Genomic DNA, 12,719 nt, shown 5'->3' with positions numbered 1-12,719 from the left:
GCCCTTCGCCGTCCCCGGCCCCCCCCGACCCGCTTGAGGAGCAGCATGAGCGAGCAGCACCGCCCGGACGTCCCGCCGGCACCCGGGGATCCCGCATCCGTGCGAGTCCGCCTGGACCTGGCCTACGACGGCGGCGCCTTCCACGGCTGGGCTCGCCAGCCCGGTCTCGACTCGGTCCAGGGTGCGCTGGAGGACGGGCTCGAGCGGATCCTGCGCCGGCCCGTGCGCACGGTGGTCGCCGGCCGCACCGACGCGGGGGTGCACGCGCGCGGCCAGGTCGTCCACCTCGACCTGACCGAGACGGAGTGGGCGGGCCTGACCCGCGGCCGGCCCGGCCTGGAGCCGGCCACCTCCCTCACCCGTCGCCTCGGCGGGGTGCTCTCCGGGTGCGTTGGGTTCCTTTTTTTTTTTTTTTTAGATGTTTATAAGAGACAGCACTGGCACGGCGCCGCCCTGGACGATCGCCTCATGGCCCTGGAGGCCGACGCCGTCCTCGGACTGCACGACTTCCTGTCCTTCTGCCGGCCCCGCGAGGGCGCCACGACCATCCGCGAGGTCCAGCACCTGGAGGTGCGACGCGATGAGGACGGCGTCGTGGGCATCCGGATCCGGGCCGACGCGTTCTGCCACAACATGGTCCGGGCGATCGTCGGGGCGCTGCTGCAGGTGGGGGAGGGGGCCCGCGAGCCCGGCTGGCTCGCGCACCGGGTGGCGAGGCCGGCCCGCGACTCCGAGGTGCGCCTCGCCCCGCCCGGGGGGCTGACGCTGCTCGCCGTCGGCTATCCCGACGAGGCGGAGGAGCTGCGCCGGCGCGCCGAGGGCACCCGGGCGAAGCGGACCCTGTGAGCCGGGGTCGCCCGCGGCGGCGGCTTTTGGCTCCGGGGCCCGCGTTCGGTAGGATGGGTGGACGTTGCGCATGCCCGCACCCGGATGCGTCGTGCCGCGAGTGGCTCAGTTGCATGGCCTTCAGCTCGCGCCGCACCCCCGGGGCATCGGGCCCGGACGCCTTCCAGCCCTCACCTGGGGGACCGGCGCGCACGGAGAACTGACAGCGCGAGCGCGCCGGAATCACGACCCGGCGGGCAGGTGCTGTGGACCACCACCGACCCTGAAGGCAGACAACGTGCGTACGTACTCTCCCAAGCCTGGTGACGCCGACCGTCAGTGGCACATCATCGATGCCACCGACGTCGTCCTCGGCCGCCTGGCCTCCCACACCGCCGCCCTCCTGCGCGGCAAGCACAAGCCGACGTTCGCCCCCCACATGGACATGGGCGACTACGTCATCATCGTGAACGCCGAGAAGGTCGCCCTCACCGGTGCCAAGCTCGAGAAGAAGCGCGCCTACCGCCACTCGGGCTACCCGGGCGGCCTGAAGTCGCAGTCCTACGCCGAGCTGCTCGAGACCAACCCGGTCCGCGCCGTGGAGAAGGCCGTCAAGGGCATGCTCCCGAAGAACTCGCTGGCCGCCCAGCAGCTCTCCAAGCTGAAGGTGTACAAGGGCGCCGAGCACCCGCACACCGCCCAGCAGCCCCAGACCTTCGAGATCGGCCAGGTCGCCCAGTGACCCCGGCGGGCCACTGACGCAGACCTTCCCTGAGGAGAACCATGAGCATCAACGAGAACGACGACGTGGAGCTGACGAGCTACACCTCTGAGTCCACCGCCGCCGCCGAGGCCCCCGTCGCCTCCGAGCGCCCGGCCCTGACCGTGCCCGGCTCCGCCGTCGGCCGCCGCAAGGAGGCCGTGGCCCGCGTGCGCCTCGTCCCCGGCTCCGGCCAGTGGACCATCAACGGCCGCGCCCTGGAGAACTACTTCCCGAACAAGCTGCACCAGCAGGAGGTCTCCGACCCCTTCACGCTGCTGGAGCTGACCGGCGCCTACGACGTGATCGCCCGCATCCACGGCGGCGGCCCCTCCGGCCAGGCCGGTGCGCTGCGCCTGGGCATCTCCCGCGCCCTCAACGAGATCGACCGCGAGCACAACCGCCCGGCGCTCAAGAAGGCCGGTTTCCTGACCCGCGACGCCCGCGTCATCGAGCGCAAGAAGGCCGGCCTCAAGAAGGCCCGCAAGGCCTCGCAGTTCTCGAAGCGCTGATCCTGCGCCGCACGGTGTCCCCACCGTGCCCCCACGGACGCCCCGTCCCGCTCCTCACGAGCGGGGCGGGGCGTCCGCCGTCTCCGTGGGCCGGCGGCACCTGACCCAGGGGTAATATGAAGACGCATGGCGACGACGCCATGACGGGCCGCTCGCCCGTCCGGTGCGCGGTCCGGTCGAAGACACCCTCAGGAGCCGCCGTGGCCGAGAACACGAGTCCCACGCCCGACCCCCGCACCCGTGGCGAGCACGGCACGGAGCACGCCGCGCAGGCCCCCTTCGCCGTGACCCGTGACTACGCCGCCGAGGTGGACGAGATCCGGGAGCTGGGCCGCAAGCTCGGCGGGGAGAAGAAGACCCCCACCCCGGACCCGCAGGCCTGGCGTGAGGGCTACCCGTACAAGACCAAGCTCAGCCGCAAGAGCTACGAACGACGCAAGCGCGAGCTGCAGATCGAGCTGCTGAAGATGCAGCTCTGGGTCAAGGAGACCGGCCAGAAGGTCCTGATCATCTTCGAGGGCCGCGACGCCGCCGGCAAGGGCGGCGCCATCAAGCGCTTCAACGAGCACCTCAACCCCCGCGGTGCCCGGACCGTGGCCCTGGAGAAGCCCACGGAGGAGGAGGCCTCGCAGTGGTACTTCCAGTGCTACATCCAGTACCTCGAGTTCATGCGCGAGACCCCTGAGCTGGAGCGCATGCTCGTCAACTCCGGCGTGCACATCATCAAGTTCTGGTTCTCCGTGTCCCAGCGTGAGCAGCTCAATCGCTTCGCGGCGCGGGAGACCGACCCGGTGCGTCGCTGGAAGCTCTCGCCCACCGACCTGGCCTCCCTGGACAAGTGGGACGACTACACGAACGCGAAGGAGGCCATGTTCTTCTACACGCACACGGCCGACGCCCCGTGGACCGTCGTGAAGTCGAACGACAAGAAGCGCGCCCGCCTCGAGGCCATCCGCCACGTGCTGCACACGCTGCCCTACCCGGACAAGGACGAGCGCATCGTCCATCGCCCCGACCCGCAGATCTGCGGCCCGGCCAACGAGCTGGCCGAGTACGGCGAGGTCTCGGGCGGATCGTTCCCGCGCGTGCGCTGACCGGGCCGCACACGACGGCGCCCCTCACCTTCCGGTGAGGGGCGCCGTCGTGTGCGGGGGCGGGTTCAGCCGCGCTCCTCCTCCACGTACTCCGGGGTGACGTGTGCGTCGTCGAAGAGGTTGTCCGCCCCGAAGCCCTCCGAGACGTGGTACTCGCCCGAGGCCAGGGAGAGGCGGACGTCCTCGCGCAGGATCGGCAGCTTGGCGTAGAACGCGTCGCCGCAGCAGCTGGTGGCGGTGACGTCGCGGTGGCCGATGATGCGGGACGGCGGCAGCTCGTACTGCTGGCAGATGTAGGCGACGAGCGGCACCAGGCCGGCGTAGAGGCTCTGCGGCGGCGGGTTCAGCATGTACAGCCCCTCGCACTCGATGCCGAGCGCATACGCGTTGAAACCGAGCGCGTGGACGCCGAGCATGAACGTCTGTCCGCCCTCGAGCGCGTGCCGGGAGCCGTGGCGGCCCTCCATCGCGAAGCCGCCGCGGGAGACGGTGAAGTGCTGGCCGGTGTCGCCCCAGTCGTTCGCGGGGCCCATGTGCGCGTTCTGGACCACCTGCGCGATGCTCTCCGCCGCCTCCCGGGAGCCGTCCGTGACGTTGGGAGTGGTGGTGTGGTGGATCACCAGGTAGGAGGGGCGCTCGTTCAGGGTCTGCAGGTAGTAGTTGGGCTGCATGGCGCCCCACTGCGCGGTGGTGATGATGTCCGGGGCGGGCAGACGGGTGGCCTGCTCGTCGCCCTCCGAGCTCTGCTCGGCCTGCTCATCACGCCCGCAGCCGGCCACGCCGGCGGCGATCGCCAGGCCCGTGCCGCCCAGCACGCTGCGGCGCGTCCAGGAACGGGAGGGGCGGATGTGAGCGGACGGGCGCGCGGCCGCGGGGGCTCGACCGGTCCGATGCTACCGCCCCCGGGCCCGTTTCGTGACCCTCCCGTGATGCAGGCCGCAGGGGCGGCCCCTACACTGACTGATCATGTCGAGATTGTTCGGAACCGATGGCGTCCGTGGCCTGGCCAACGAGACCCTCACCGTGGAGTTGTCCGTCCAGCTGGCCCAGGCCGCCTCGCCCGTCCTCGGCGCGGAGGCCTTCGACGCCGGCCGACGCCCGGTCGCCGTCGTGGCCCGGGACCCGCGCATCAGCGGTGAGTTCATCGCGGCCGCCGTGCAGGCGGGCCTGGCGTCCTCCGGCGTGGACGTGTGGGATGCGGGTGTGCTGCCGACCCCCGCCGCCGCCTATCTCGTGGGGGACCTGGACGCCGACTTCGGTGTGATGATCTCCGCCTCCCACAACCCGGCCCCGGACAACGGCATCAAGTTCCTCGCGCGCGGCGGCGAGAAGCTGACCGACGCGCAGGAGGACGAGATCATCCGCCACCTCGAGGGCGTGACGCCGCGACGGCCCCAGGGCGCGGACGTGGGCCGCGTGCGCGTCTTCGCGGATGCCGAGGACCGCTACGTCCTCCACCTCCTGCAGACCCTCCCGCACCGGCTGGACGGGCTCAAGGTCGTCCTGGACTGCGCACACGGCGCGGCCGCCGGCTGCTCGCCCGAGGCGTTCCGCGCCGCCGGCGCGGAGGTCGTCGTGATCGGCGCGTCCCCGGACGGGCTCAACATCAACGACGGCTACGGCTCCACCCACCTCGAGAAGCTCCAGGCGGCCGTGCGCGAGCACGGCGCGGACCTCGGCATCGCGCACGACGGCGACGCCGACCGGTGCCTCGCCGTGGACGAGCGCGGCGAGGTCGTCGACGGCGACCAGATCATGGGCGTCATGGCCGTGGCACTCAAGGACCGCGGCGTCCTGCGCGACGACACCCTGGTCGTGACCGTCATGTCCAACCTGGGCCTGAAGCTGGCCATGGGCCGGGAGGGCGTCCAGCTCGTCGAGACCCAGGTGGGCGACCGCTACGTCCTGGCCGGCATGAAGCTCGGCGACTACTCGCTCGGCGGCGAGCAGTCCGGCCACGTGATCTTCTCGGACCACGCCACCACCGGCGACGGGGTCCTCACCGGCCTGCAGCTCGCCTCGCGCGTCGCCGAGACCGGCACCCCGCTCTCCGAGCTGGCCGCGGTGATGGACCGGCTGCCCCAGGTCCTCGTGAACGTGCGCGGCGTGGACAAGTCCCGCGCCGCCGAGGACGAGGCCGTCCAGGCGGCGGTGGCCGAGGCGGAGGCCCGCCTCGGCGAGACCGGCCGCGTGCTGCTGCGCCCGTCGGGCACGGAGCCGGTCGTGCGCGTCATGGTCGAGGCCCCGGACGAGGAGACCGCCGGCCGGGAGGCCCAGGTGCTGGCCGACGTCGTGCAGCGCGAGCTGCGCCTGCACGACTGACCGGACCGATGACGTCGGACGCGGCCCCCCGGCCCCGCCGCTGGACCCTGTTCGCGGAGCTGCTCGCGGGGCTGGCGGTCCTGTGGTCGGCCGCGTTCCTCGCCGTGGACGCGCCCGTGTGTGCGCGGCAGAGCGCCCCCGTGGAGTGGTTGCCGTGCCTGGATCCGGACCGGCAGGACTCGGAGGTCGCCCCGGACGCCGGGTCCAGCGCGGACCGGACGACGTCGCGGCCCTGAGGGCACGGCCCCGGTGCCGCCGAGGGCATGAAGGAAGGGCGCGGGGCGACTCGCGTGAGTCGTCCCGGGCCCTTCGGCGTCGGACAGGGGGAGATCAGAGGGTGGTGGTCCCGGAGGTGGGGCCGCCGCGGCGCTCGGCGAGCAGGTCGCGGATCTCGGTGAGCACGGCGACGTCGGCGGGCACCTCCTCCTCGGCGGGGTCGATGCCGAGGCGGCGGTTGCGGGCCTCGATCATCTTGTTCATCGGCATCACGATGGCGAAGTACACGGCCGCGGCGATGAGCAGGAAGTTGACGATGGCGGTGAGCAGCACGCCGAACTTCACGTCGTTGCCGTTGACCGTCAGCACGGCGAACGAGTCGAAGTTCGGCGAGCCCACGGCGGCGGCGATGAGCGGCATGAGGACCGCCTCGACGAGCGCGTTCACGATCTTGCCGAAGGCGGCGCGGTACAGGGTCGAGCGAGTCGTGCGTCTCAGTCCGCGTAGTCGGGTGCCGGAGGCAGACCCCACGCGGTCTCGAGGACGCCGCCGGCCGCCTCGACCCGGGCCGCCTCCGCGGACCCGACGTAGCGCAGGTGCCAGGGCTCGTGGGCGAAGCCCGTCACGTCCTCGGCCCCGGCGGGATAGCGGATGACGAACCCGTACTCGGCGGCGTGCGCGGCCACCCAACGGCCCGCGGCGGTGTCGCCGAAGCACGCTTCCAGGTCACACGCGGGGGTCGCGGCGTCGCCCACGTCCCAGGCCAGGCCGGTCTGATGCTCGGAGTACCCCGGACGCGCGGAGACGCGGTCGGCCTCGGCGCGGCCCAGCTCGTCGACCCAGTGGCCGTACGTCCGGACCTGGTAGTCGTACGAGCGGTAGGCGCTCAGGGTGGTGAGGCGGTGGCCCGCCGCCGCGGCGGCATCCAGCAGGTCAGCGGCCGCCGTCGCGGCCTCCGCCCGCAGGGGCAGCTCGCTGCCGGGCACGGCCACCAGATCCGAGGGCGCCCAGTCGGGCGGGGCCACGGGGCGGGTCTTGTTCACGACGACGTCGAGGGTGGCCGGGTCGGCGTGCGTGCCCGACGACGGCGCCGTGCTCGAGGCGGCGCGGGACGACGCGGCCGCGCTCGCGGAGCCGGACGTCGGCGTCGTCGGCGTCGAGGACGGGCCCGCGGCGGGCGTGCCGCAACCGGCCGCGAGCAGCGCGAGCGCGGCCAGCGCGGCGAGAGGGAGGGTGCGACGCATGGGTCAGACCTTCCTCAGCAGCACGCGGGTCACCTCGTGTTGCGCGTTCTTCGTGAGCACCAGCCGGGCGCGCCCGCGGGTCGGGCGCACGTTCTGCTCGAGGTTCGGGCCGTTGATGGAGTCCCAGATGGACTCGGCCGTCGCCTGAGCCTCGGCGTCCGACAGGGAGGAGTACCGGTGGAAGTAGCTGCGCGGGTCGGCGAAGGCCCCCGAGCGCAGACCCATGAACCGGTCGATGTACCAGGACCGGATCCAGGACGCGCGCGCGTCCACGTACACCGAGAAGTCGAAGAAGTCGGAGACGGAGAGCCCGGCGGTGCCGTCGGCCCGGGTGCGCGGCGGGGCCAGCACGTTGAGTCCCTCCACGATCAGCACGTCGGGACGGTGCACCACCTGTTCCTCGCCCGGCACGATGTCGTAGGTGATGTGCGAGTACACGGGCGCGCGCACCTCCTGCGCCCCGGACTTGACGTCCGCCATGAAGCGCAGCAGCGCGCGGCGGTCGTAGGACTCGGGGAAGCCCTTGCGGGACATGATGCCGCGCTCGTGCAGCACCGCGTTGGGGTGCAGGAAGCCGTCCGTGGTGACCAGCTCGACGCGCGGCGTCGTCGGCCAGCGGCGCAGCATCTCCTGGAGCACACGCGCCGTCGTCGACTTGCCGACGGCGACCGACCCGGCCACCCCGATCACGTACGGGGTGCGCCCCGTCCGCTCGCCGAGGAACGCGTTGGTCGCGCTGCGCAGGGCCGCGGAGGCCTCCACGTTGATGCTCAGCAGGCGCGAGAGCGGAAGGTAGACCTCGGCAACCTCGCGCAGGGACAGATGCTCGCCGAGGCCGCGCAGACGCTCCACGTCCGCCTGGTCGAAGGGCTGCGCCATCTCCGAGGCGAGACGGGCCCAGGTCTGGCGGTCCAGCTCCACGAAGGGGGAGCGCTGGTGGCCGTCGGGCACGGCGTCCGCGGGCTCCTCGGGGCCCACGAGGGGCAGCTCGGAGGTCGGGGGGGTGTAGGTCACCCGATCCATTATGGCCGCGGCCCGCCCGGAGCGGGCCCCCGCGTGACGTCACAGGGCCCGGATAGGATCGGCCCATGCGCGTTCTCGTGACCGGCGGTGCCGGATACCTCGGATCCCACACCGTGCTCACGCTGCTCGAGGCGGGCCACGACGTCCTCGTCCTGGACAGCCTGGTCACGGCGACGACGACGTCGCTCGAGCGCGTCGCCGAGCTCGCCGAAACGCGTCTGGGCGGGTCGCGGCTGCGCCTGCACGTGGCCGACATCCGCCGCCCCGAGGACTACCGCGGGGCGCTCGCGGACTTCGGTCCGGCCGCACTCGTGCACTTCGCCGGGCTGAAGTCGCCCACCGAGTCGATGACCCGCCCCGCCGCCTACTACGACGTGAACGTGGGCGGCACGGCCGCCGTCGCCGAGGCCGCGCTCGCGGCCGGCGCCCGCACGGTCCTGTTCTCCTCCTCCGCGACCGTGTACGGCGACCGCGCGCCGGTGCCGGTCGCCGAGGACGCCGCCACAGACCCGGTCTCGCCCTACGGGCACTCCAAGCTCATGGCGGAGCAGGTGCTGCGCGACGTCTGCGCCACGGTCGACGGCGGCGGGCTGGCGATGCTGCGCTACTTCAACCCGGTCGGCGCGCATCCCTCCGGGCGGCTGGGCGAGGACCCGAGCGGGGTGCCGGCGAACCTCATGCCCTTCGTGGCGCGGGTGGCCTCCGGCGTGTACCCCGAGCTGCGGGTGTTCGGCGCGGACTTCGACACGCGCGACGGGAGCGCCGTGCGCGACTTCATCCACGTGATGGACCTCGCGGAGGCGCACGTGGCCGGGCTCGAATGGCTCGCGGCCCGGGTGGCGACCGGGGGCGGTACGACGACCCGGGTCTGGAACATCGGCCGGGGCGAGGGCGTCACCGTGTTCGAGATGGTGCGCGCCTTCGAGGCGGTCACGGGCGGCCGCATCCCCTACCGCGTGGTCGAGCGCCGGCCCGGGGACATCGCCGAGTCGTGCGCGGCCGTGGACGCGATCGGCGCCGAGGTGGGCTGGCACGCCCGGCGCGATGTGACCGCGATGGTGCGGGACCTCTGGGCCTGGCAGGAGGCCAACCCCGCGGGGTTCTCGTCCCGGGCGGAGTGAGCCGGCCCGCCGTGCGCCGAAGTCGGGTCCGGCCCGGTATTCTCGTGCGCATGTGCGGAATCGTCGGATACATCGGCCAGCCCCAGTCGGATCGTGAGCACGGCGCTCTCGACGTCCTGATGGAGGGCCTGCGTCGTCTCGAATACCGCGGATACGACTCCGCCGGTGTGGCCGTGGTGGACGGCGGTCAGCTGTACCACCGGAAGAAGGCGGGCAAGCTCGCCAACCTCGCCGAGGAGCTCGCCGAGCACCCCATCCCCACCGGCCTCGTCGGCATCGGCCAAACCCGGTGGGCCACCCACGGCGGCCCCACCGACCGCAACGCCCACCCGCATGTGGCGGACGAGGGCCGCCTGGCGCTGATCCACAACGGCATCATCGAGAACTACGCCGAGCTGCGCGAGGAGCTGCTCGCCAAGGGCGTCGAGTTCCTCTCCGAGACGGACACCGAGGTGGCCGCCCACCTCCTCGCCGACGTCTACCGGAACGCGGCCGGCCAGGACCTGACCCGCGCCATGCAGCTGGCCTCCCAGCGCCTCGAGGGTGCCTTCACCCTGCTGGCCGTGCACGTGGACCACCCGGACCGCGTGGTGGCCTCGCGCCGCAACTCGCCGCTCGTCGTCGGCCTGGGCGAGGGGGAGAACTTCCTCGGCTCGGACGTCTCCGGCTTCATCGACTTCACCCGCGAGGCCATCGAGCTCGAGCAGGACCAGGTCGTGACGATCACGGCCGACGCCGTCGAGATCTCGGACTTCCGGGGCGGCCCCGCCGACGGCAAGCGCTTCACCGTGGACTGGGACGCCTCGGCCGCGGAGAAGGGCGGCTTCGAGACCTTCATGGAGAAGGAGATCCACGACCAGCCCCAGGCCGTGCAGGACACCCTGCTGGGCCGCACGGACGCCGCCGGCGCCCTGATGCTGGACGAGCTGCGGATCGACCCCGAGGAGCTCAAGGCCGTCGACAAGATCATCGTCCTGGCGTGCGGCACGTCCGCCTATGCGGGCACGGTGGCCAAGTACGCCATCGAGCACTGGTGCCGGATCCCCGTGGAGGTGGAGCTCTCCCACGAGTTCCGCTACCGCGACCCGATCATCGACCCGCACACCCTCGTGGTGTCCATCTCCCAGTCCGGCGAGACCATGGACACCCTCATGGCGGTCCGCTACGCCAAGGAGCAGGGCGCCCGCACCGTGTCCATCTGCAACACCAACGGCTCCACGATCCCGCGCGAGTCGGACGCCGTGCTCTACACGCACGCCGGCCCCGAGATCGCCGTCGCCTCCACCAAGGCGTTCCTGGCGCAGATCACCGCCGCCTACCTGCTGGGCCTGTACCTGGCCCAGCTGAACAAGAAGCTGTTCAGCGGCCAGATCAAGGACATCCTGGCGGACCTCGGGGCGATCCCCGGCAAGATCGAGGAGATCCTCGCCGCCAAGGACCAGGTCAAGGAGCTCGCCCGCTCCATGGCCGACGCCACCTCCGTCCTGTTCCTCGGCCGCAACGTCGGCTACCCGGTGGCCATGGAGGGCGCGCTCAAGCTCAAGGAGCTCGCGTACATCCACGCCGAGGGCTTCGCCGCGGGCGAGCTCAAGCACGGCCCGATCGCCCTGATCGACGACGGCCAGCCGGTCTTCGTGGTCATGCCCTCGCCCATGGACCGTCACTCGCTGCACGCCAAGGTGGTCTCGAACATCCAGGAGGTCCGCGCCCGCGGCGCCCGCACCTTCGCCGTCGCCGAGCGCGGCGACGCGGCCGTGCGCGGCCAGGCCGAGGTCGTCTTCGAGGTCCCCGAGACCCAGCCGATGCTCATGCCGCTGCTGACCACGGTCCCGCTGCAGATCTTCGCCCTCGAGCTCGCCACGGCGAAGGGCTACGACGTGGACCAGCCGCGCAACCTCGCCAAGTCCGTCACGGTGGAGTGATCCGCCGCTGAGGCCACCGAGACCTCTCCTGCCGGGCCCGGCCGCCACTCAGCGGCCGGGCCCGCGACGCGTCCGGCACGGTCGTCCGCCCGCCCCAGTAGACTCCCCGAGGAGGCCCGCCGCACCCGGCGGGCCGCACGACGAGACCCCGGAGAGTCATGCACACAGTGGAGATCGGCCAGCCGTACCCCCTCGGGGCCACCGTGGACGAGACCGGCACCAACTTCGCCCTCGCGGTCTCCCGCGAGGTGGAGGCGGTCGAGCTGTGCCTCGTCGCCGACGACGGCACGGAGACGCGCATCCCTCTCGAGGAGCGGCACGGCACCACGTGGCACGCCCACGTGGCGGGCATCGGGCACGGGCAGCGCTACGGCTACCGCGTGCACGGCCCCTGGGACCCCGCCCGCGGCCTGTGGCACAACCCGGCCAAGATCCTCGTGGACCCGTACGCGCGGGCGTTCACCGGCGACTACGAGTGGGGCCAGCAGCACCACTCGTACGACTTCGACGAGCCGGACCGCATCGACACCTCGGACAACCTGGGCACGAGCATGCTCGGCGTCGTCGTCGCCGAGGACTTCGACTGGGGCGATGACGCCCCACCCGCCGTCGAGCTCACGGACACGGTGATCTACGAGACCCACGTCAAGGGCATGACCAAGCTGCACCCCGCCGTCCCCGAGGAGCTGCGCGGCACCTACGCGGGCATGGCCCACCCGGAGGTGGTCCGCCACCTGACCGAGCTCGGGGTGACCGCCGTCGAGCTGATGCCCGTGCACCAGTTCGTCAACGACGCCACCCTGCAGGAGAAGGGGCTGAGCAACTACTGGGGCTACAACACGCTCGGCTTCTTCGCCCCGCACGCCGCCTACGCCTCCTCCTCGGAGGTGGGCGGCCAGGTCCGCGAGTTCAAGCAGATGGTGAAGGACCTGCACGCCGCCGGTCTCGAGGTGATCCTCGACGTGGTCTACAACCACACGGCCGAGGGCAACGACAAGGGCCCCATGCTCAGCCTGCGCGGGCTGGACAACGCCGGCTACTACCACCTCGTCGAGGGCGACGAGCGGCACTACATGGACTACACCGGCACGGGGAACTCGGTGGACCTCTCCAGCCCCAAGGCCCTCCAGCTGGTCATGGACTCCCTGCGCTACTGGGTCACCGAGATGCACGTGGACGGCTTCCGGTTCGACCTGGCCACCACCCTCACCCGGGTGGAGGGGGAGCAGGGCCCCGACATGTTCTCCGGGTTCTTCGACGTGGTCCGCCAGGACCCGGTGCTGCGCACCGTCAAGCTCATCGCCGAGCCGTGGGACGTGGGCTGGGGCGGCTACCAGGTGGGCAACTTCCCCGGCCTCTGGTCCGAGTGGAACGGCATGTACCGGGACACGGTGCGCGACTTCTGGCGAGGCGAGCCCGGCACCCTCGGCGAGTTCGCCACCCGCCTGACCGGCTCGGCCGACCTCTATGAGGGGGACGGGCGCGGCCCCGGTGCGTCCGTGAACTTCGTCACGGCCCACGACGGCTTCACGCTGCGCGACCTCGTCTCCTACAACGAGAAGCACAACGAGGCCAACGGCGAGGACAACAACGACGGCGAGGCGCACAACCGCTCGTGGAACTGCGGCGTGGAGGGGGAGACCGACGACCCCGAGGTCGTGACGCTCCGCGCCCGCCAGC

General features: G+C 72.0%; 13 protein-coding genes. 9 read left to right on the top strand and 4 right to left on the bottom strand.

Going from position 1 to position 12,719, the window contains the following annotated elements:
- The first annotated feature begins 45 nt into the window (after window positions 1–45).
- From J1M41_RS06415 to J1M41_RS06400, 4 genes are all read left to right on the top strand, one after another.
- Window positions 46–846: a tRNA pseudouridine(38-40) synthase TruA gene (locus J1M41_RS06415; RefSeq protein ID WP_206451396.1), complete on the top strand. Its 801-nt coding sequence runs from the start codon at window positions 46–48 to the stop codon at window positions 844–846.
- A gap of 277 nt (window positions 847–1,123) precedes the next feature.
- A complete protein-coding gene (gene rplM / locus J1M41_RS06410) occupies window positions 1,124–1,567 on the top strand; it encodes a 50S ribosomal protein L13 (RefSeq protein ID WP_036337972.1) in 444 nt (147 codons plus the stop codon).
- A 41-nt stretch (window positions 1,568–1,608) separates the two neighbouring features.
- Window positions 1,609–2,097, top strand: a complete 489-nt coding sequence (gene rpsI, locus J1M41_RS06405; protein ID WP_036317791.1) for a 30S ribosomal protein S9 — start codon at window positions 1,609–1,611, stop codon at window positions 2,095–2,097.
- 200 nt (window positions 2,098–2,297) lie between these two features.
- The gene (locus J1M41_RS06400) at window positions 2,298–3,191 is read left to right on the top strand and encodes a polyphosphate kinase 2 (protein WP_206451395.1); all 894 of its coding nucleotides are present in this window, start codon (window positions 2,298–2,300) and stop codon (window positions 3,189–3,191) included.
- Window positions 3,192–3,256: 65 nt separating this feature from the next.
- Here the strand turns inward: J1M41_RS06400 and J1M41_RS06395 are convergent, their stop codons facing one another.
- The gene (locus J1M41_RS06395; protein WP_342214078.1) at window positions 3,257–4,006 is read right to left on the bottom strand and encodes a peptidoglycan recognition family protein; all 750 of its coding nucleotides are present in this window, start codon (window positions 4,004–4,006) and stop codon (window positions 3,257–3,259) included.
- Window positions 4,007–4,157: 151 nt separating this feature from the next.
- On the opposite strand from J1M41_RS06395, the gene glmM reads away from it, so the two are divergent.
- A complete protein-coding gene (gene glmM, locus J1M41_RS06390) occupies window positions 4,158–5,513 on the top strand; it encodes a phosphoglucosamine mutase (RefSeq protein ID WP_029248315.1) in 1,356 nt (451 codons plus the stop codon).
- Window positions 5,514–5,521: 8 nt separating this feature from the next.
- Entirely contained in the window at window positions 5,522–5,749 is a 228-nt protein-coding gene (locus J1M41_RS06385) for a hypothetical protein (RefSeq protein WP_206451394.1), read from the top strand.
- A 94-nt stretch (window positions 5,750–5,843) separates the two neighbouring features.
- Here J1M41_RS06385 and J1M41_RS06380 read toward each other — a convergent pair whose 3' ends face one another.
- Genes J1M41_RS06380 through coaA form a run of 3 tightly spaced genes read right to left on the bottom strand, consistent with a single transcriptional unit; the run spans window position 5,844 to window position 7,987 of the window.
- Window positions 5,844–6,227, bottom strand: coding sequence for an MscL family protein (locus tag J1M41_RS06380; protein ID WP_206451442.1), 384 nt, complete (start codon window positions 6,225–6,227; stop codon window positions 5,844–5,846).
- The gene (locus J1M41_RS06375; RefSeq protein ID WP_144879434.1) at window positions 6,224–6,973 is read right to left on the bottom strand and encodes a D-alanyl-D-alanine carboxypeptidase family protein; all 750 of its coding nucleotides are present in this window, start codon (window positions 6,971–6,973) and stop codon (window positions 6,224–6,226) included. The genes J1M41_RS06380 and J1M41_RS06375 overlap by 4 nt, the downstream gene beginning before the upstream one ends.
- Window positions 6,974–6,976: 3 nt before the next feature.
- A complete protein-coding gene (gene coaA / locus J1M41_RS06370; protein ID WP_044659424.1) occupies window positions 6,977–7,987 on the bottom strand; it encodes a type I pantothenate kinase in 1,011 nt (336 codons plus the stop codon).
- Between the two features lie 74 nt (window positions 7,988–8,061).
- Between coaA and galE the strand changes: the two genes are divergently transcribed.
- From galE to glgX, 3 genes are all read left to right on the top strand, one after another.
- On the top strand, window positions 8,062–9,117 hold the full coding sequence (galE, locus tag J1M41_RS06365) for a UDP-glucose 4-epimerase GalE (protein WP_134416848.1): 1,056 nt from the start codon (window positions 8,062–8,064) through the stop codon (window positions 9,115–9,117).
- A gap of 50 nt (window positions 9,118–9,167) precedes the next feature.
- Window positions 9,168–11,039 (top strand): glutamine--fructose-6-phosphate transaminase (isomerizing), encoded by a 1,872-nt coding sequence (gene glmS / locus J1M41_RS06360; protein WP_206451393.1) that lies wholly within the window; start codon window positions 9,168–9,170, stop codon window positions 11,037–11,039.
- Between the two features lie 158 nt (window positions 11,040–11,197).
- The coding region (glgX, locus tag J1M41_RS06355) for a glycogen debranching protein GlgX (protein ID WP_206451392.1) at window positions 11,198–12,719 on the top strand (1,522 nt) is incomplete at its 3' end.

This window comes from Micrococcus sp. KRD096 (assembly GCF_017168495.1).
GTDB lineage: Bacteria > Actinomycetota > Actinomycetes > Actinomycetales > Micrococcaceae > Micrococcus > Micrococcus luteus.
This window is presented reverse-complemented; position numbering and strand designations above follow the sequence as displayed.